Annotated in this window: 15 protein-coding genes and 1 pseudogene; all 16 read right to left on the reverse strand. The window is 67.7% G+C overall.

What is annotated here, in order from left to right; translation table 11 throughout:
- Positions 1-45: 45 nt before the first annotated feature.
- The 16 genes and pseudogenes from dnaE to D6T63_RS11765 all read right to left on the reverse strand — a co-directional run bounded on the left by dnaE (position 46) and on the right by D6T63_RS11765 (position 19398).
- Positions 46-3585, reverse strand: coding sequence for a DNA polymerase III subunit alpha (dnaE, locus tag D6T63_RS11690; protein ID WP_268878021.1), 3540 nt, complete (start codon positions 3583-3585; stop codon positions 46-48).
- 92 nt (positions 3586-3677) lie between these two features.
- Positions 3678-4613: an RluA family pseudouridine synthase gene (locus tag D6T63_RS11695; RefSeq protein WP_120149205.1), complete on the reverse strand. Its 936-nt coding sequence runs from the start codon at positions 4611-4613 to the stop codon at positions 3678-3680.
- Between the two features lie 195 nt (positions 4614-4808).
- Positions 4809-5286: pseudogene (gene lspA / locus D6T63_RS11700) on the reverse strand (signal peptidase II); the annotation flags it as partial.
- Between the two features lie 232 nt (positions 5287-5518).
- Entirely contained in the window at positions 5519-6166 is a 648-nt protein-coding gene (locus tag D6T63_RS11705; protein ID WP_120149206.1) for a DivIVA domain-containing protein, read from the reverse strand.
- A 145-nt stretch (positions 6167-6311) separates the two neighbouring features.
- Positions 6312-6602 carry a YggT family protein gene (locus tag D6T63_RS11710; RefSeq protein WP_120149207.1) on the reverse strand — a complete coding sequence of 97 codons (291 nt, stop codon included), beginning with the start codon at positions 6600-6602 and terminating at the stop codon, positions 6312-6314.
- 60 nt (positions 6603-6662) lie between these two features.
- Positions 6663-7184, reverse strand: coding sequence for a cell division protein SepF (locus D6T63_RS11715; RefSeq protein ID WP_120149208.1), 522 nt, complete (start codon positions 7182-7184; stop codon positions 6663-6665).
- 97 nt (positions 7185-7281) lie between these two features.
- Positions 7282-8022 carry a YggS family pyridoxal phosphate-dependent enzyme gene (locus D6T63_RS11720; RefSeq protein ID WP_120149295.1) on the reverse strand — a complete coding sequence of 247 codons (741 nt, stop codon included), beginning with the start codon at positions 8020-8022 and terminating at the stop codon, positions 7282-7284.
- Positions 8022-8774 (reverse strand): polyphenol oxidase family protein, encoded by a 753-nt coding sequence (locus tag D6T63_RS11725; RefSeq protein WP_120149209.1) that lies wholly within the window; start codon positions 8772-8774, stop codon positions 8022-8024. Before D6T63_RS11725 ends, D6T63_RS11720 begins: the two co-directional genes overlap by 1 nt.
- A gap of 3 nt (positions 8775-8777) precedes the next feature.
- Positions 8778-9977, reverse strand: coding sequence for a cell division protein FtsZ (ftsZ, locus tag D6T63_RS11730; protein ID WP_120149210.1), 1200 nt, complete (start codon positions 9975-9977; stop codon positions 8778-8780).
- Between the two features lie 252 nt (positions 9978-10229).
- Entirely contained in the window at positions 10230-11042 is an 813-nt protein-coding gene (locus D6T63_RS11735) for a cell division protein FtsQ/DivIB (RefSeq protein ID WP_120149211.1), read from the reverse strand.
- Entirely contained in the window at positions 11039-12643 is a 1605-nt protein-coding gene (gene murC / locus D6T63_RS11740) for a UDP-N-acetylmuramate--L-alanine ligase (RefSeq protein ID WP_268878022.1), read from the reverse strand. Before murC ends, D6T63_RS11735 begins: the two co-directional genes overlap by 4 nt.
- 5 nt (positions 12644-12648) lie before the next feature.
- Positions 12649-13755 carry an undecaprenyldiphospho-muramoylpentapeptide beta-N-acetylglucosaminyltransferase gene (gene murG, locus D6T63_RS11745; protein WP_120149212.1) on the reverse strand — a complete coding sequence of 369 codons (1107 nt, stop codon included), beginning with the start codon at positions 13753-13755 and terminating at the stop codon, positions 12649-12651.
- A gap of 11 nt (positions 13756-13766) precedes the next feature.
- Positions 13767-15182 carry a putative lipid II flippase FtsW gene (gene ftsW / locus D6T63_RS11750; protein ID WP_120149213.1) on the reverse strand — a complete coding sequence of 472 codons (1416 nt, stop codon included), beginning with the start codon at positions 15180-15182 and terminating at the stop codon, positions 13767-13769.
- On the reverse strand, positions 15183-16760 hold the full coding sequence (gene murD / locus D6T63_RS11755; protein WP_120149214.1) for a UDP-N-acetylmuramoyl-L-alanine--D-glutamate ligase: 1578 nt from the start codon (positions 16758-16760) through the stop codon (positions 15183-15185). It abuts the gene before it with no gap.
- Positions 16757-17857 (reverse strand): phospho-N-acetylmuramoyl-pentapeptide-transferase, encoded by a 1101-nt coding sequence (mraY, locus tag D6T63_RS11760; protein ID WP_120149215.1) that lies wholly within the window; start codon positions 17855-17857, stop codon positions 16757-16759. Before mraY ends, murD begins: the two co-directional genes overlap by 4 nt.
- Positions 17854-19398, reverse strand: coding sequence for a UDP-N-acetylmuramoyl-tripeptide--D-alanyl-D-alanine ligase (locus D6T63_RS11765; protein ID WP_120149216.1), 1545 nt, complete (start codon positions 19396-19398; stop codon positions 17854-17856). The genes mraY and D6T63_RS11765 overlap by 4 nt, the downstream gene beginning before the upstream one ends.

Consider the following 19398-nt stretch of genomic DNA (forward strand, 5'->3'; position numbering starts at 1 on the left):
CCCTCGGGCCGTGCCGCGCCGCCCTCGAGCCGCCCGTCGCCGCCCTCAGGCGTCGAGGCACGCAGGCCCGAGCAGGACCTTCAGGTCGCCGAACAGTCCCGGCGTCGGACTGACCCGCAGGTCGACACCCAGCTTCAGGACCTCCACCTTCCTGGACCCGTTGAGCCGGATCAGCACCTCGCTGGTTCCGGGATGGGTCCGCAGGACGTCGCCGAGGGCCGTGACGGCGGTCTCCGTCGCCTTGTGCTGCAGCATCGAGATCACCACGGGCCCTGAGTGCCCCTCGCTGAGGTCCGGCACGGAGAGTTCCTGCGCGTTGAGCATCACGGCGCCGTCGTCCCTGCGCTGCAGGCGACCGCGCACGACGACGATCAGGTCCTCCGCGAGGACACCCGAGATGGGTCCGTACACCTGACCGAAGAACATGACCTCCATGGAGCCCGCGAGATCCTCGACCTCGGCCCGTGCGTAGGCGTTGCCGCTGTTCTTCGCGATCCTGCGCTGCAGCGAGGTGATCATGCCCGCGATGGTCACGATGGCGCCGTCGGCCGGACCTTCGTCACTGATGATCGAGGGGATCGACGAGTCGGCGTGCTGACCGAGGATGCCCTCCAGGCCCTGCAGCGGATGATCCGACACGTAGAGCCCGAGCATGTCGCGCTCAAAGGACAGCTTGTCCTTCTTGTCCCATTCCGGCAGGTCCGGCACCTCGACCGACAGTCCGCCCACGCCGCCAGGGCCGTCGTCGAATGCGCTGAAGAGGTCGAACTGGTTCGCCGCCTCGTTGCGCTTGAGGACGATCACGGAGTCGACGGCTTCCTCGTGAATCATCGCGAGGGCCCTGCGCGGATGCCGCAGCGAATCGAACGCTCCGGCCTTGATGAGCGACTCGATGGTGCGCTTGTTGCAGACGACGGCGGGAACCTTCTGCAGGAAGTCGCTGAACGAGGTGAACGCGCCCTTCTCCTCGCGCGCGGCCACCATGGCGCCGACGACGCTCGCGCCGACGTTCCGGATGGCGCCCATGCCGAAGCGGACGTCCTTCCCCACGGGGGTGAAGTTGACGCTCGATTCGTTGACATCCGGAGGCAGTACGGTGATCCCCATGCGGCGGCACTCGTTGAGGTAGATCGCCAGCTTGTCCTTGTCATCGCCGACGCTCGTGAGAAGCGCGGCCATGTACTCGGCGGGGTAATGCGCCTTCAGGTAGGCGGTCCAGTAGGACACCAGTCCGTACGCAGCCGTGTGGGCCTTGTTGAACGCGTAGTCCGAGAAGGACTCGAGCACGGTCCACAGCTTGTCCATCGCGGCCTGCGAGTAGCCGTTGGCCTTCATTCCCGCGAAGAAGTCGGCCTGCTGCTTGTCCAGCTCCGACTTCTTCTTCTTGCCCATCGCGCGGCGGAGCATGTCCGCCTGGCCGAGCGTGAAGTTCGCGAGCTTCTGCGCCGCGGACATCACCTGCTCCTGGTAGACGATCAGGCCATAGGTCCCCCCGAGGATCTCCTCGAGCGGCCCCTCGAGCTCAGGGTGGATCGGCTCGATATCCTGCAGCCCGTTCTTGCGCAGGGCGTAGTTCGTGTGCGAGTTCACGCCCATGGGACCGGGCCTGTAGAGGGCAAGAACGGCCGAGATGTCCTCGAAGTTGTCGGGGCGCATGAGCTTCAGCAGGGACCGCATGGGCCCGCCGTCGAGCTGGAAGACCCCCAGTGTGTCGCCGCGCGCCAGGAGCTCGTAGGACTCCTTGTCGTCGAGCTCAAGATCCTCGAGGACCAGGTCGGTGTCCTTGTTCGCCTTGATGTTCTCGACGGCGTCCGTGATGATCGTCAGGTTCCTCAGGCCGAGGAAGTCCATCTTGATCAGTCCGAGGCCCTCGCACGTCGGGTAGTCGAACTGCGTGATGATCTGGCCGTCCTGCTCGCGGCGCATGATCGGGATGATGTCGATCAGCGGGTCCGAGGACATGATGACGCCGGCTGCGTGCACGCCCCACTGGCGCTTCAGCCCCTCGAGGCCGAGAGCCGTCTCGAAGACCTTTTCGGAGTCGGCGTCCGTCCTCAGCAGCTCACGCAGTTCCTCCGCTTCGGAGTAGCGCTTGGCACCCTTGTTGTGGACGTCCGCCAGGGCAAGGCCCTTACCCATGACGTCGGGTGGCATGGCCTTCGTGAGGCGCTCACCCGTGGAGAACGGGTAGCCCATGACGCGGGAGGAGTCCTTGAGCGCCTGCTTGGCCTTGATGGTGCCGTAGGTCACGATCATCGCCACGCGCTCGTCGCCGTACTTCTCCGTCACGTACCGGATGACCTCGGAGCGGCGCCGATCATCGAAGTCGACGTCGAAGTCGGGCATCGAGACACGCTCAGGATTCAGGAAGCGCTCGAAGATGAGTCCGTGCTTCAGGGGATCGAGATCGGTGATGCGCATGGCGTAAGCCACCATGGAGCCCGCACCGGAGCCACGTCCGGGGCCCACCCGGATACCGTTGTTCTTCGCCCAGTTGATGAAGTCGGCGACCACGAGGAAGTAGCCCGGGAAGCCCATCTGGGTGATGACGCCGACCTCGAACTCGGCCTGCTTCCGCACATCGTCGGGCACGCCGGCCGGGTAACGGAACTGCAGTCCCGTTTCGACCTCCTTCACGAACCAGGACTGCTCGTTCTCCCCCTCGGGGACGGGGAACCGCGGCATGTAGTTCGCCTTGGTGTTGAACTCGACGTCGCAGCGCTCTGCGATGAGCAGCGTGTTGTCGCAGGCCTCGGGGTAGTCGCGGAAGATCGCACGCATTTCTGCCGGCGACTTGAGGTAGAACTCGTCGGCGTCGAACTTGAAGCGTTTCGGGTCCGCGAGCGTCGACCCGGACTGGACACAGAGCAGGGCGGCGTGGGCCTTGGAGTCCTCGGCGTGGGTGTAGTGCAGGTCGTTCGTGGCGACGAGGGGGAGGTTGAGTTCGCGCGCGAGCTTGATCAGGTCCGCCTTGACGTTCCGCTCGATATCGAGCCCGTGGTCCATCAGTTCGCAGAAGTAGTTGTCGGCCCCGAAGATGTCCCGGAAGTCCGACGCCGCCTGCACCGCTTCCCTGTACAGCCCCAGGCGCAGCTTCGTCTGCACTTCACCCGACGGGCAACCGGTGGTCGCGATCAGGCCCTTCCCGTAGGTCTGCAGCAGGTCGCGGTCCATACGGGGCTTGTAGAGGTAGCCCTCGAGGGAAGCCAGGGACGACATCCGGAACAGGTTGTGCATGCCACCGGTGGTCTCGGACCACAGGGTCATATGGGTGTAGGCACCCGCGCCCGAGACGTCGTCGCGCCCGCCGCCACCCCACTTCACACGGGTGCGGTCGTTCCGCGCGGTTCCCGGCGTGAGGTAGGCCTCGACACCGATGATGGGCTTGATGCCCGCGCTGGTCGCCTTGCTCCAGAAGTCGAAAGCGCCGAACACGAACCCGTGGTCCGTGGTCGCGAGGGCCTTCATCCCCAGTTCCTCGGTGTGGCTGAAAAGGTCCGTCAGCCGGGCGGCGCCGTCGAGCATCGAGTACTCGGTGTGGTTGTGGAGATGGACGAACGAGTCTGTTGATGCAGGAGTAGCCACCCCCTGAGTCTAGTGCGCCGACTCCCCACCGAGGATCGTCGAGGCCGTCCTACGAGGTCCTCGCGGCGTGTCGCACTGGTCCGCCCCTCGGGTCACACCAGGCCGTTGGACAGCGCCGTCAGCGCATACGCCAGGTCCACGGGGTAGGGGCTGGTGACGAGCACCGGCTCCCCTGTGCGGGGGTGTGCGAAGCCCAGGCGGTGCGCATGGAGCCACTGCCGCGTGAGACCCAGGTCGGCGGCGAGACGCGGGTCGGCACCGTAGGTCAGATCACCCGCGCAGGGGTGGCGGAGCGCGGAGAAGTGGACGCGGATCTGGTGCGTCCGCCCTGTCTCGAGGTGGACTTCGACGAGGCTCGCGCGCCCGAAGGCCTCGAGCACCTCGTAGTGGGTGACCGAGTCCCGGCCGTCCTCCATCACGGCGAAGCGCCACTCATGGTGCGGGTGCCGCCCGATCGGCGCATCGATGGTGCCCTTCAGCGGGTCTGGCAGGCCCTGGACGACTGCGTGGTAGACCTTTTCGACCTCGCGTTCCTTGAAGGCGCGCTTCAGGGCCGTATAGGCGGGCTCGGTCTTGGCAACCACCATCGCGCCCGACGTCCCGACGTCGAGCCGATGGACGATACCGACGCGCTCAGGTGCACCCGAGGTCGAGATGCGGTAGCCGGCTGCTGCGAGGGCTCCGACGACGGTGGGACCGACCCAGCCCGGAGAGGGATGGGCGGCGACACCGACGGGCTTGTCGACGACGACGAAATCATCGTCATCGAGCAGTATCCCCATGCCGTCGACGGCCTCGGGGATGATTCGGTTCCGGTCCTCGGGATCGGGCATGTCGATGCCGATCCGCTCTCCCTCATGAACCCGGTCCGACTTGGCCAGGCGCGCGCCGTCACGGATGACCCGACCGTCCGCGCACCACTGTGCGACGGCGGAACGGGAGACCTCCAGCAGGCGGGCCACGGCGGCGTCCGCCCTGGTGCCGGTTTCGGATTCGGGGACGATGACGTCGCGGTGCTCAGCGGCCACGGTCGTCGTCCCCGTCCTCGGTCGTCGATTGCGTCGCGCCGTCCGATTGCGTCGCGCCGTCCGCGGCCGCGTCCGGTGCTTCACCGGATGTCGTGTCCGTCGATCGGTGAGCGACGTCTGCACCCTCCGCGTCTGCCGCGCCTGCCGAGCCTGCCGAGCCTTCCGCCATCGATCCTGCTGGAGCCTCGTCAGCGCTGCGGCGTCCGTCCATCCCGATGCCTCGCAGGGTCAGGATGCAGATCAGTACGACGCCGCTGACAACGGCCGAATCGGCGATGTTGAAGATTGCGAAGTTGGGCAGGGCGATGAAGTCCACGACATGGCCCTGTCCGAAGGAGGGTTCCCTGAACAGCCGATCGGTGAGGTTGCCGAGCGCACCACCGAGGACCAGCCCCAGTGCCACCGACCACCCCCACGATGCGACCTTCCGGACCTGCAGCACGATGGCCGTCGCGACGACCACCATGATGATCGTGAAGACCCAGGTGTAGTCCGTGCCGATCGAGAACGCGGCTCCCGGATTACGGATGAACCGCCAGTCGAGGAGCGGCGGGAACACCGGGGTGACCTGGCCCTCGCTCATCGTCGAGACGACCCACCATTTCGTGAGCTGATCGAGGACATAGGCCACGAGGGTGCACAGGAGCATGACGACGCCGTAATGCCTGGGGATGCGCTGCCGGTCACGGGATGCAGCGCTTCCTGGGGGTCCCTCCGCCGCCGATGGCGATGCCTCGGGTGTCGGGTCTGTCGGCTGGTGCTCGTCCACTGTCCATCCAGGGTGTAGGTGCTGATGCGGCCACGGTCGACCGTGGCCTGAACGGCGAAGGGCCGGCTTCCGGGGTTGTGCCCCCGGCAACCGGCCCTTCCACTGCTGGCCCGACAAGGATCGGGCCGGATGCCTGCTAGGCGGCCGGCGCGTCGGAGGCGAGCGATCCACGCGAGTCGAGGTCGCGGAGCTGGCCCTCGATGTACGCCTTGAGGCGCGCACGGTAGTCACGCTCGAAGCCTCGGAGCTGCTCCACCTTGCGCTCCAGGACGGACTTCTGCTGCTCGAGGTCCCCGAGGGTCTTGCGGCTCTTCTCCTCGGCGTCATTGACGAGGCCGCTTGCTTCGATCTGCGCTTCGGCGATGATCTTGTCACGCTGCTCGACGCCGGCGTTGACGTATTCGTCGTGCAGGCGCTGCGCCATTGCGAGGACACCTGCAGCGGACTCGGCGGTCCCACCGGTTGCTGCCGGCGCGGCGGGTGCCGGTGCGGGCGTCGGCTCTTCGACCTCGGCCACCGCTACGGCGGGAGCGGACTCGTCCTCGGAGCCGACCTCCTCGGTATGCGACCTCGCCGCGACAGGGGCGGGGACTGCGGTGGCCTGTGAGGTGTCCGACGAGCTGCCCGTCACCTTGCGGCGCAGGTCCTCGTTCTCCTGGTTCAGGCGGCGGAGTTCGACGACGATCTCGTCAAGGAAATCATCCACCTCGTCCTGGTCGTAGCCCTCGCGGAACTTCGTCGGCTGGAACCTCTTGTTGACAACGTCTTCTGGCGTTAGAGCCATGTGGTCACCTCATACTGATAGGAGCCCACCCGCCGGACGGCGGGTGAGGCTGCGGTACCGAATTATGGACACGAGCCGCTGGACTCACATCGAACTGTGGATCAGCGTATATGGTCGGGAACTCATCACGAAACGGGCCTGTACGCTACCTCGCGAGGCTGCTCGAGACCGACATCAGGATCAGCACGACGATGAAGAGAACCAGGAATGCGAGGTCTAGTTGCACCCCGCCCAGTCGAAGCGGAGGGATGAGGCGGCGCAGTGCCTTGATGGGCGGGTCCGTGATGGAGTACACCCCTGAGGCGAGCACGAGTGCCAGCTTCTGTGGGCGCCAGTCACGGGCAAAGCCCTGCACGGCGTCGAAGATGATGCGAAGGATCAGCGCGAGCTGGAACAGCATCAGTACCAGGTAGATCAGGGCGAATACCAAACTCACAGAGCTGTTCCAGTCCTTCGGGCCTTAGGTGGTCTAACGCGACCGTCGAGGCCGCCGGGCTCAGCTCTGGTTGAAGAAGCTGGTCTGAGCTTCGCTTGCCTTGAGGTCCTCGCCGAGGACTTCAATATACGACGGCGACAGGAGGAACACCTTATTGGTGACCCGCTCGATGCTGCCGTGCAGCCCGAAGACGAGTCCTGCGGAGAAGTCGACCAGGCGCTTGGCGTCCGACTCGCCCATATCTGTGACGTTCATGATCACGGGAATGCCGTCGCGGAAGCTCTCACCGATGAGCTTGGCGTCATTGTAGGAGCGCGGGTGGATCGTGGTGATCTGGCGGAGCGCGGCGGAGTCCTCGCGGGACGACGGTGCGCGCTTGATCGGGGTCACGGGGGCTCGGTATTCCTCGGCGGGAGCTACCCGGCTGACGGTAGGAGCCGGCTCCAGGCGTCGTTCGTCACGGTCGTAGTCCACTGTGTAGTCCTCGTTCCTGCTCTGCGCGCTTTTCGATTCGGGCTCGTAGTGCTCGTCACCATCGGCGAGCCCAAGGTAGATCATTGTCTTGCGCAGTGCGCCAGCCATGGTAGCTCCTGTCATAAGAGAGTGGATGAGGGGTCGGCGCCTGGGCTTTCAGGATCCGACTCGGAGGCCTTGGTGTGCCGCCGTTCTAGCTGGAACGCTACCCCACGGCCGGACGCGGACCGAGGACATCAGAACCAATCCTCAGGTGTGTCGCTCCTGCGGCGATCGCCTCCTCGAGGTCCCCGCTCATACCGGCCGAAACGGCGGTCGCGGACGGCTCGACGGCCCGCACCGACGCGGATATCTCCAGCAGACGTTCGAAGGCTTCAGCAGGAGACGCACCGAGCGGGGCCACGGCCATGACCCCGGCCAGACGAAGGCCCTCGGTCGCGAGGACCGCCTCAGCAAGCGACTCGGCATCCACGGGTTGCGCCCCTCCCCTGCTACCCGGGGCGGTTTCGAGGGTGAACTGGAGATAGCAGTCCAGTTCACCGCGTAGCTCCATACCCGCCTCCGCCCGGCGTCCGTTCTCCGCTCCGACCGCCTTTCCCAGGGCGGCGACGAGGGATGAGCGATCGACGGAGTGAACGCTGTGTGCGTAGCGGACCACCGACTTGGCCTTGTTGGTCTGCAACTGACCGATGAAGTGCCACGACAGCGGAAGCGCCTCGAGCTCCCCTGCCTTGAGGGCCGCTTCCTGGTCGCGGTTCTCTCCGACGTCGGTGACGCCGAGGCCGGCGAGGATGCGCACATCGGACGCCGGGAAGTACTTGGTGACGACGATCAGGTGCGGCTCGGGGCGATCTGCTGCGGTTGCTGCAGCGGAGATGCGCGACCTCACGGCGCGGAGGCGTGCCTCGAGGTCCTGTTCGCGGGCGCTTCCAGCCCCATCCGGCATCAGGTGCGCCATACGAGTCCGGCGATGCGTCCGGCTCCTGGTTCACGCCGATGGGAGAACAGTGCGGGGTTCTCCAGGGTGCAGAGCGAGCCAGCACCGTGTACCTCACCGGCCATCACCCCGGAGAGGGCGAGCTGCCGGCGGACTGCGGCGGGAAGATCGAGCGCCGTCGTTCCCGAAGGAGTGCGGGACGCCGCGGCGGGGATGTCCCGCGCAATTCCGAGCATCATCGCCTCGGGCACCTCGTAGCAGGATCCGCAGACCGAGGGACCGATCCACGCCGCGAGGTCCGTTGCACCCTGGCTCTGCAGGACACGCACCGCATTCGCGACGACACCGTTGGAGACACCGGCGCGACCGGCGTGGACGACCGCCGTCGCTCCTGTTCCGCCCTCGGCGATTCCGGCATCCGCCAGGACGATCGGCACGCAGTCGGCGACGAGGACGGCGAGTGGGTCGGCTCCCCTTGGTGAGACCATGCCGTCGGCGTCCGGCGCGGCCGTGACGCCTCCCGATCCGACCACGGCTATCCGGTCCGAGTGGGTCTGGCTCATGAAGCGGAGTGATGACGCCGTGATGCCCATTGCCCTTTCGAGGCGACGGCGGTTGTCCCGCACGCCCTCCGGCTCGTCCCCGACGTGTAGGGCGAGGTTCCCCGCCGATGCTGCCGTGAAGGCTACCCGCAGCCCCGGGCGGACCTCCTCGTTCGCGTAGAACGGGGAAGAACTCCCGGGACCGACGGCTGCGTCCACCGACTACTTGAGGAAGTCGGGGACGTCGAGGTCGTCCGACCGGCCGGCGGACAGGTCGGGCTCCACGATCGCGGGCAGGTCGACGTCGAAGCCCGAGTCGGCCGGGACGGCCTGCACGTTCTGCGCGCGCTGCTGCGACCATGCGCCGAGTCCGGCGGTAGCGGCACCGGCCATGCGCTGCTGCTCGCCTCCGACACTCGGGGCGACTACCGGCCGCGAAGCAGGCGCCGACGTGGGCGCGGGCTGCGACGTGGCATCCACCTGGTCGAAACCGGCCGCGATGACCGTCACGCGTGCCTCGTCACCGAGGGCGTCGTCGATGACCGCACCGAAGATGATGTTCGCTTCCGGGTGAGCGACCTCCTGCACGAGGCGGGCGGCCTCGTTGATTTCGAAGAGTCCGAGGTCGGAGCCGCCCTGGATCGACAGCAGGACGCCGTGGGCGCCATCGATGGAGGCTTCGAGCAACGGCGAGGCGATGGCCAGCTCCGCGGCCTTGACGGCGCGGTCCTCACCGCGAGCGGAGCCGATACCCATGAGCGCCGAACCGGCACCCTGCATGACCGACTTCACATCTGCGAAGTCGAGGTTGATCAGGCCCGGCGTCGTGATGAGGTCGGTGATGCCCTGGACACCCGAGAGCAGCACCTGGTCGGCGGAGCGGAAGGCATCGAGCATCGAGACGTTCCGGTCGCTGATGGACAGCAACCGGTCGTTCGGGATGACGATGAGGGTGTCGACCTCCTCGCGGAGGGTGTCGATGCCGCTCTCGGCCTGGTTGGAGCGCCGGCGGCCCTCGAAGGTGAAGGGGCGTGTGACCACGCCGATGGTGAGGGCGCCGAGCGATCGAGCGATGCGGGCCACGACGGGAGCACCACCGGTACCGGTGCCTCCACCCTCTCCTGCTGTGACGAAGACCATGTCGGCGCCGCGGATGACTTCCTCGATCTCCTCGGAGTGATCCTCCGCGGCCCGCCGACCCACTTCCGGATCCGCTCCCGCGCCGAGGCCGCGCGTCAGTTCGCGGCCGACGTCGAGCTTGACGTCCGCGTCACTCATCAGCAGCGCCTGTGCGTCCGTGTTGATGGCGATGAATTCCACGCCACGGAGCCCGACCTCGATCATGCGGTTGACGGCGTTGACGCCGCCGCCGCCGATGCCGACGACCTTGATGACGGCCAAGTAATTCTGAGGTGCTGCCACGTCCTGTGTCCCTTGTTCGAATCTGTGTGCTGTACGGGGTCTGCCGATGGTCCGGCATTCGATCTTCACTCGAGAAAACGTTAACGTTCAGGTTGAGAGTTAACGTTATGTCAAGTAACTTCTATGTTCGACGCTAGGTGTATGTCTTCCGCGTTGCAATGACCGAGCGCCGTGTGTCGGGCGTGTCGACGTGTCCCACTGTCCGGGCAGCTGCGTGAACGGCGCCCGGGCAGTTGGACGAACGACGCCCGATCACCTCGTGACCGGCCGGTCGGGGGTGCTGACATCGAACTCCCTGACCGGCGGATCGGACTCCGGTATCGCCAGCATCGCCTCGAGGACCTTCGCCTTCTCCGCGCTGCGCTCCGAGCTACCCCAGAATATTCTCTGGTCCCCTGTGAGGGACAGTCGGATCGAGTCGACACTTACCGCCGACGCGTTGTTGAGCCTCGAGAGGATCGAGACCGGCAGTTCGGCAAGGACCGCGGTGATCGAGGAGAAGACCTCGGAGTTCACAGCATTCGTGCCGCCGTCGATCAGGGGTAGCTTGACCTGGTCCCGCTCGGCCACGCTCGTCAGCTGCCGTCCCTCGGAGTCGATGAGCACGAAGTCCCCACCCTCCTGCAGGACGGCGACGGGCACGCGTTCATGCACCGTGACGACCAGCGTCGACGGAGGCTCGGCGGCGATCTCCACGTCCTCGATGGGCGCCTGGTCAACGAGCAGTGCGCGGACCTCGCCCGTCGAGATGCGCGTGAGCGGCGTCCCGGTCAGCGGGGCGAGGGCGGACTCGATCTCGGCTGTGGCCACCAGCGCATTGCCCTCGACGACGACGGCACGAAGCGCGAGCGCGGGCGAGAAGATGACGTACGCCACAACCCCTCCCAGGACGAGCACGACGGCCGTGATCGCGAGGAGGAGGTTGCGGAGCCGGTGGGAGCGCCGGGGCGCGGGGAAGTCAAGCACCTTTCCCGGCGGCAGGGCTCCATCCGAACGCTCGAGCAGGGAGACCTTCCCGGGCGCTGATCCCCCGGACCGGATGACGGGCGGCTTCCGCGGCGTCATCCGCTCACTCCTGCCGACGATGTGCCCGCTGCGCGGTCCCGGAGCAGTCCGACGAGCCGGACGCCGTACTGCGTGACGTCCCCGGCTCCGATGGTCAGGACGAGGTCGCCGCGCCCGGCGTGACCGACAACGGCGCGAAGGGCTTCGGAGGGGTCCTCGATGAAGGTCGCTTCCGCAGCGGGCATGAGGTCGGTGATGGTCCAGCCACCCACGTCGTCGACCGGGTCCTCGCGTGCTGCGAAGACCGGCAGGACCGTCGCCGTGTCCGCCAGGGACAGCGCATCGGCGAAACCGTTTGCGAACTCGCGCGTCCGGGAGAAGAGGTGCGGCTGGAAGAGCACATGCACGCGGTGCTCGCCCGCGACCGTGCGCGCCGCGGTCAGCGCGGCCCGGACCTCCGTCGGATGATGTGCGTAGTCGTCGAACACGCGCACGCCGTCGCCTTCACCGCGTGCCTCGAAGCGGCGCGCGGCACCTGAGAAGAGGGACAGTCCCGTCGCCGCCATGGCCGGGTCCACGCCGAGTTCGAGTGCAACGGCGAAGGCGGCTACCGCGTTCAGGATGTTGTGCCGTCCGGGCACACTCAGCTGCAGCTCCTGCTGGGCGTCGAGTCCGTCGACGCTGAACGAGAGCACGCTGTTCGTGGTGCTTCCGAGGGCCCTTGTCCCGCTGATCCTGATGTCTGCGGTCTCTGCGTACCCATAGGTCCGGACGCGGCGCGTCGACGGGATTGCCGAGGCCAGCTCTGCCGACCCCGGGTCATCCGCGCAGGCCACGAGGAGCCCGTCATCGGGCAGTCCCTCCGCGAACTGCCGGAACGCTGCGTGGACGGCGTCGGCGGTGCCGTAATGGTCGAGGTGGTCGGCCTCGGCATTGGTGACGACGGCGATGCTCGGCGAGTAGTTGAGGAAGGAACCGTCCGACTCGTCGGCCTCGGCGACGAAGACGTCCCCGCCGGTCCACTCCGCGTTCACCCCCAGGGCCGCCACCTCTCCCCCGATGGCGAACGACGGATTGCGACCTGCCTGCTGGAGGAGGACCGTGATCATCGCCGTCGTCGTCGTCTTGCCGTGCGTCCCGGCAACCGCAATGGCCCGCTGGCCGGACATCGCGGCCGCGAGTGCCTCGGACCGGTGGAGGACGGGCAGCCCCCGACGGCGAGCCTCGGCGAGCTCGGGGTTCGTCTCGCGGATCGCCGATGACACGACCACCGTCCCGGTGTCAGGGACTGCTGCGGATTCATGGCCCACGTGGACGACGGCGCCCAGAGCAGCCAGGGCGCGAAGTCCCTTCGATTCGGCTGCATCCGATCCGGACACGCGCATCCCCTGGCCGAGCAGCACCCGCGCGACGGCGGACATTCCCGCACCTCCCAACCCGATGAAGTGCACGGGCTCCTGCAGACCGCTGCGCCCGCCGGGCGCTGGAAGGGAGGGGCCGGGGTCGGCCGTTGCTGGAACAGCCGTTCCAGCGGTGGCCGGGGTTGTGCTGTCCGGGGTCATGCCGTCCGTCGTGATGCTGGGTCCTTCCGATGCGCCCTGTGCGGGCTGCGTGCGGCCGTCGTCGGTGGGCGACGCCGTCGTTCCTCTGTCAGCGGGCATGGCGATCACTGTCCGCCTGCCGCTGCGGCGAGGACGAGGTCGGCCATCCGCCGGTCCGCGTCGCGCACGCCCTGGGCGTAGGACGCAGTGGACATCGCGGACAGTCGTCGGGGATCGGTGAGGAGCGGCAGCACGGTCGTGCCGATCCATTCCGGGGTGAAGGCGGCATCGTCGACCAGGACGGCTCCTCCGGCGTCGACGAGCGCCGCGGCGTTGAACCGCTGCTCGCCATTGCCGTGGGGCAGCGGAACCAGCACGGCGGGGAGTCCCACGGCGCTGACCTCGCTGACAGTGGCGGCACCGGCGCGTGCGACGAGCAGATCGGCCGCCGCGTACACCTGTTCCATGCGATCGACGAACTCGACCTGGTGGTACCCGTGGGCGGCCAGGGGATCCCGGTCGGTCCCGAGTACCTGCTTGCCCCGTCCGGTGATGTGGAGGATCTGGACCCCGGCGGCGGTGAGGAGCGGGACTGCAGCGGCGACCGCGCGGTTGAGGCTCGCGGCTCCTGACGACCCGCCCGTCACGATGAGGGTCGGGCGGTCGGCGTCCAGTCCGAGGGCAGCGCGGGCGCTGCTCCGTTCCGCTGCACGGTCGAGGTCGGCGATGGTCCTGCGCATGGGCATGCCCACGAGGACCGCGCCGGGGAGGCCTGTGCCGTCGAAGGCGACCGCGACGCGCGCCGCGATCCGCGCGCCTACACGGTTGGCCATCCCGGGTCGCGCGTTCGCCTCGTGGATGACGACGGGCACGCGTCGGGTCCAGGCTGCGAGGTAGACAGGAGTGGACACGTAGCCACCCACGCCGACAACGACGTCAGCCCCGGCCTCGGCCACGATGGCGCGGGCCTGGCGAACGGCTCGCACGAGACGGACCGGCAGTTTGACGAGGTCGATGGAGGGCCTGCGCGGCATGGGTACGCGGTCGATGGTGCGGAGTTCGAACCCGGCCGCGGGGACGAGGCGCGTCTCCATGCCCGCCTCGGTACCGACGGCGGTGATGCGCGTGCCCGGTCGCTGATCGACGATCGACCCGGCGATCGCCAGCAGGGGGCTGATGTGTCCGGCCGTCCCGCCGCCCGCGAGGACGACGGAGAGCGCGCGGTCGGGCATGGAGGGGTGTGTCATGAAAGTGAGTGGCCTCTTCCGGAGGTGGGCACGGCGGGCCTCCGGTCGGCGGCCGCAGGAGTCGGAGGGTGAGGGGTCTTCCGCGCGAACGAGAGCAGCACGCCGACGGCGGCGAGCGTGAACGTGAGCGCGGACCCACCGTAGGAGATGAAGGGCAGCGGCACGCCGATCACGGGCAGCAGCCCGGTCACCATGCCGATGTTGACGAAGGCCTGCCCGATGAGCCAGACGAGGATAGATCCCATCAGGATCCGCACGAACGGATCGGTGTAGCGCAGCGCCACCCGGATGGTCGCCACGGCGAGGATCCCGAACAGCAGGATGACGACGAGGGTTCCGAGGAGCCCGAACTCCTCGCCGATGATGGCGAAGATGAAGTCGTTGTGCGCTTCGGGGATCCAGTTCCACTTCTGCCGGCTCTGGCCGATGCCGACGCCGAACCAGCCGCCCGAGGCCATGGCGAACAGCCCGTTGTCGGCCTGCAGGCAGAGGTCCGCGCCGTCGTCGCAGTTCAGCCTCAGCCAGGCGCTGATGCGGCCACCGCGGTTCGAGCTCGTCGCCACCATTAGGAGGGAGCCCGCCAGGGCTGCGGCTCCCGCCAGCGTGAAGAGCTTGAGGGGTGCCCCGGCGAAGAACAGCGCGGCTCCGGCGATCATCATCAGCACGAGGCCGGTGCCGAGGTCACCACCGATCAGTACGAGACCGATCGGCAGGCCGCCGAACGGCAACGCCGGGATCATCGCGTGCTTCCAGTCCCGGATCAGCGCTTTCTTGCGCTCGAGCACGGCAGCAAACCAGAGGGCCAGTGCGAGCTTGGTGGGTTCGGATGGCTGGAAGGTCTGGCTGCCGATCTGGATCCAGTTCTTGTTGCCGTTGATCTCGACGCCGATGACGAGCACGAGGATCAGCAGCACGATGGCGATGGCCAGGCTCGGCCAGGCGAGGGCCTTGTAGGCGCGGGGGCCCAGGCGCGAGAGAACCAGCATCAGCATGAGCCCGGCGCTGGCCCAGACGGCCTGCTTGAGGAAGAGGTCGAAGGTGTCCTTCCCCTCGGAGATCGCCTCGACCGACGACGCGGAAAGAACCATGAGGAGGCCGATGGCGGTCAATGCCAGGGCGGAGCCGAGGATCAGGTAGTAGCTGGAACGGGAGGGCGCACGGTCAGCACCCTCGAGGAGTTGCCAGCCGCGCCGGGCCCGTGCCCTGATGCCCCGGTCCTGGACGTCGGCTGCCTGCACCGCCGGGGCTGCTGTCGTGGCTCGGGTCCGTGGCTGAGACGTCGTGCTCGCGGCCGCTCCGGATCCGCCGGGCGTCCTCGTACCGGCGCCGGTGACCGGCCTGCCCGTCTCCTTGGTCCGGGCTGGCCGGACGGAGGGCTTACGTCCTCCTGGGCGGGTCGGCGTGGTCGCCATCTAGAACTCCTTCGCGATTGTCCCCTGGCCACCACGCGCACGGACGGCCGCCATGAAGGCGGCCCCCCGGTGCGCGTAGGAGGAGAACTGGTCCATCGATGCGGCGGCCGGTGCCATGAGCACGGTGTCACCATCCCGGGCGACACGGGCTGCTTCGGCGACCACCCACTGCATCAGGGCGTCGCCGGACACGGGGTCGGGTGACCCGCTGCCGTCGTGCCCGAATCCAGTGTGAAGGCTTGGATAGGAGGACACCGGAACATCGGGAGCGTGTCGGGCGAGGGCGCCCTGGAGCGGCGTCGGATCCTGCCCGATCAGGACGACGGCGCGGAGTCGCTTCGCATTGTCCTTCACGAGGTCGTCGTAGGAGACGCCCTTCGACAGGCCGCCGGCCACCCACACGACGGATGGGAAGGAGGAGAGGGAGGCGGACGCGGCGTGCGGATTCGTGGCCTTGGAGTCGTTGATCCAGAGCACTCCGTCCTCGTTCGCCACCACCTGTATGCGGTGATCACCGGGCTGGAAGGCGCGGATGCCGTCCCGCACGGCGGCCACCGGGAGTCCCGCAGCACGGACCAGGGCTGCCGCCGCCAGGGCATTCGCGACCAGGTGCCGGGGAACCACGTCACCGAGCTCGCTGATGGACGCCAACTCGGCGGCCGAGTCCTTGCGCTGCTGGATGAAGGCTCGGTCGACGAGCAGGTCCTCCACGACTCCCAGCATGCTGATGGACGGCATCCCCGTGGTGAAACCGACGGCCCTGCAGCCCTCGATGACGTCGGCCTCCTCGACCATGGTCTCGGTGTCGCGCTGCTCGACGTTGTAGATGCAGGCGATGCGGGTCCGCTCGTAGATCGATGCCTTGGCTGCGACATAGGCCTCGTAGCTGCCGTGCCAGTCCACGTGGTCTTCGGCGACGTTGAGGCAGACGCTCGCCAGCGGCGAGATGGAGTGCGCCCAGTGCAGCTGGAAACTGGAAAGCTCCACGGCGAGGAAATCGTAGCCCTGGGGGTCCCGGATGACGTCGAGGATCGGTGTGCCGACGTTGCCCGCTGCGACGGCGCGCTTGCCGCCCGCGATGAGCATGGCTTCGGTGAGGCCGACGGTGGTGGTCTTGCCGTTCGTCCCGGTGATCGTCAGCCATTCCGCCGTCGGGCGTCCTTCGCGCACCCGAACGCGCCAGGCCAGCTCGACATCACCCCAGATCGGTACGCCCGCGGCCGCAGCCTGTGCGAGGAGCGGTTGGCTCGGGCGCCAGCCGGGCGACGTGACGACGAGGTCGGCCTGCTCACCGTCGACGAGCGGGAGGCTTTCGGCATGGTCCGCCCCGAGCAGGACCTGCCGGGCGCCGACGATCCGGAGCGTGTCGGCCTTGGCCTCGTTCTCCTCGGTCGCGCCGGCGTCGACGACGACGACGATGGCTCCGAGTTCGATCAGGGTGTCGGCTGCCGAAAAGCCGGACGCACCGATACCAGCGACGACGACCCGCAGGCCCGCCCAGTCCGAGTCCCAGCTGGTCAGGTTCTTCAACCGTGGGGTCTCCCAACGGGGCAGCCCGGTTTCCTCGGCCCCGCTCATCCGACGACCCATTCCGCATAGAAGATACCGAGCGCCACGGCGACGAACAGTCCGGCGAGGATCCAGAAGCGGACCACCACGGTGACCTCCGCCCAGCCCTGGAGCTCGAAGTGGTGCTGGAGGGGCGCCATCTTGAACACCCGCTTCCCGCCCGACATCTTGAAGTAGCCGACCTGGATGATGACGGACAGCGTGATCATCACGAACAGTCCTGCCAGGATCACCAGGAGCAGTTCGGTGCGCGAGAGGATCGCGAAGCCGGCGATGGCTCCGCCGATGGCCAGTGAACCGGTGTCACCCATGAAGATCTTCGCGGGCGAGGTGTTCCACCAGAGGAAGCCGACGAGCGCACCGCACATCGAGCCGGCGATCAGCGCCAGGTCGAGCGGATCACGTACCTCGTAGCAGACGCTGCCTGCACCGGGCGAACCACAGCTCTGGTTGCTCTGCCAGATGCCGATCAGCATGTAGGCACCGAAGACGAGAATGGAGGCGCCGGCAGCCAGGCCGTCCAGGCCGTCGGCGAGGTTCACGCCGTTGCTGGCACCCGTGATGATGAGGTTGGACCAGATGACGAAGAGGATGGCCCCGACGACCGTGCCGGCGAACGCGAGGTCGATGGGGAGGTCACGGATGAACGAGATCGCCGTCGACGCCGGGGTACGGCCCTGCTCGTTGGGGAACATGAGCGCCAGGACACCGAAGATGATGCCCACCGCGGTCTGCCCGATGATCTTGGCCGGCGCGCTCAGGCCGAGGCTGCGCTGCTTCGAGATCTTGATGTAGTCGTCGGCGAAGCCCACCAGTCCCATTCCTGCGGCGAGGAACAGCAGCAGCAGGCCGGAAGCACTGGGCCCGCCGACCGGGGAATCGGCCGCCATCATGATCAGGTGGGTCAGGAAGTAGGCCAGCAGGACGGACCCGACGATCACCGCGCCGCCCATGGTGGGCGTGCCGCGCTTGGTGTGGTGCGACGTCGGACCGTCGTCGCGAATGAACTGGCCGTAACCCTTGTTGACGAGGAGCCGGATGAACAGCGGCGTGCCCACGAGGGCGAAGAACAGGGCGGAGGCCGAGCTGATGAGAAGTGCTATCACGGCTGGTGGGCCTTTCCGGATCCGTCAGGTCCACTGTCCGCTTCGGAGTCTGCGGCCAGGCGGTCAGCCGTGTCCGCCTGACCGGCGGAGACCGAGGCGTTCGGCACGGCGTGCGCGACGCGATCGCCGAGGAAACGCAGTCCGGCCCCGTTGGAGGATTTGAAGAGAACGATATCGCGTGGTTCGAGCTCCGCGGCGAGGATGCGTTCCGCTGCCTCGGGGTCGTCGACGTGGACCGCCTCGCTCCCCCAGGAGCCCTCGAGGACGGCCCCGTTGAACAGCGCCCGCGTGTTCGGACCGACGCAGATGAGCTTGGAGATGTTGAGGCGGACGACGACGCGTCCGAGGAGGTCGTGCTCCTCGATGGAGCGGTCACCCAGTTCGAGCATCTCACCGAGCACCGCCCAGGTACGGCGGCGCCCACTACCCAACTCGGCGAGGGTGCGGAGGGCTGCGCGCATCGACTCAGGGTTCGCGTTGTAGGCATCATTGATGACCGTCACGCCGTCGACCCGCTCGGTGCGCTCCATGCGCCAGCGGCTCGCCGCAGCCTGGGTGCGAAGACTTGCCACGATGTCGTCCGGTGCACAGCCGATCGTGTACGCGACCGTCGCCGCGGCCAGCAGATTGGTGGTGTGGTGCAGTCCGAGGAGCGGGGACACGACCTCGTGCTCGCTGCCGTCGGGAAAAAGGAGCGTGAAGGAGGGATTACCCTCCGCCGTCGTCGTGCTGTTGCGCGCCCGCACCACCGGATCGCCGCCGTCGGCTGCGAAGTCGGCCGAGGATGTGAAGAAGGTCCGCCGTGCCCGGGTGCGGGACTGCATGGCCAGGACGCGCTCGTCGTCGGCATTGATGACCGCGGTGCCGGTGGCCGGAAGCGCCTCGAAAAGCTCGCCCTTCGCCTGGGCGATGTTCTCGACGCCGCCGAACTCGCCGGCGTGCGCGGAACCAACGCCGAGGACGACGCCGATGTCGGGCTGCACGAGGGACGCGAGGTACGCGATGTGGCCGGGTTTTGTGGCTCCCATCTCGATCACGAGGTACCGCGTGTCCCAGTCCGCCTCGAAGACGGTCAGCGGCACGCCGACCTCCCCGTTGTAGGAGCCGCGGGGGGCGACCGTCGGTCCGTGGGTTGCGAGTATTCCCGCAAGCAGGTCCTTGGTGGTCGTCTTGCCTGCGGAGCCGGTGATCCCGACGACGGTGAGGTCGCCGGCGGCACGCAGGCGCCGTACGATCTCCGCGGCCAGGACGCCCATCGCGAGCACCGCATCCGCCACGACGACAGAGGGGAAGGACACGCCGTCGGGTGCAGTGACATCGCGTTCGGCGAGAGCGAGCACCGCTCCGCGCTCGAACGCGGAGCCGATGAACAGGTGCCCGTCCGACTCCTCGCCGGGCTTGGCCACGAAGAGGGACCCGGGCGTACTCTCGCGCGAATCGGTGGCCGCGGAGGTGACGGTGATGGTGGGGCCGGCGGGATCCGTGCCGACCAGGACTCCGCCCGTGAGTGCCGCGATCTCGGCTGCGCTGAATTCAATCAT

The organism is Arthrobacter cheniae, from assembly GCF_003602275.1.
Taxonomy (GTDB): domain Bacteria; phylum Actinomycetota; class Actinomycetes; order Actinomycetales; family Micrococcaceae; genus Arthrobacter_D; species Arthrobacter_D cheniae.

Excerpts from the sequence above, each read along its gene's own strand:
- D6T63_RS11705 (WP_120149206.1), bottom strand. The coding sequence starts at position 6,166 with ATGGCTCTAACGCCAGAAGACGTTGTCAACAAGAGGTTCCAGCCGACG.
- D6T63_RS11715 (WP_120149208.1), bottom strand. The coding sequence starts at position 7,184 with ATGGCTGGCGCACTGCGCAAGACAATGATCTACCTTGGGCTCGCCGAT.
- D6T63_RS11720 (WP_120149295.1), bottom strand. The coding sequence starts at position 8,022 with ATGCCGGATGGGGCTGGAAGCGCCCGCGAACAGGACCTCGAGGCACGC.
- D6T63_RS11735 (WP_120149211.1), bottom strand. The coding sequence starts at position 11,042 with ATGACGCCGCGGAAGCCGCCCGTCATCCGGTCCGGGGGATCAGCGCCC.
- murC (WP_268878022.1), bottom strand. The coding sequence starts at position 12,643 with ATGCCCGCTGACAGAGGAACGACGGCGTCGCCCACCGACGACGGCCGC.
- murG (WP_120149212.1), bottom strand. The coding sequence starts at position 13,755 with ATGCCCGACCGCGCGCTCTCCGTCGTCCTCGCGGGCGGCGGGACGGCC.
- ftsW (WP_120149213.1), bottom strand. The coding sequence starts at position 15,182 with ATGGCGACCACGCCGACCCGCCCAGGAGGACGTAAGCCCTCCGTCCGG.
- murD (WP_120149214.1), bottom strand. The coding sequence starts at position 16,760 with ATGAGCGGGGCCGAGGAAACCGGGCTGCCCCGTTGGGAGACCCCACGG.
- D6T63_RS11765 (WP_120149216.1), bottom strand. The coding sequence starts at position 19,398 with ATGATTGAATTCAGCGCAGCCGAGATCGCGGCACTCACGGGCGGAGTC.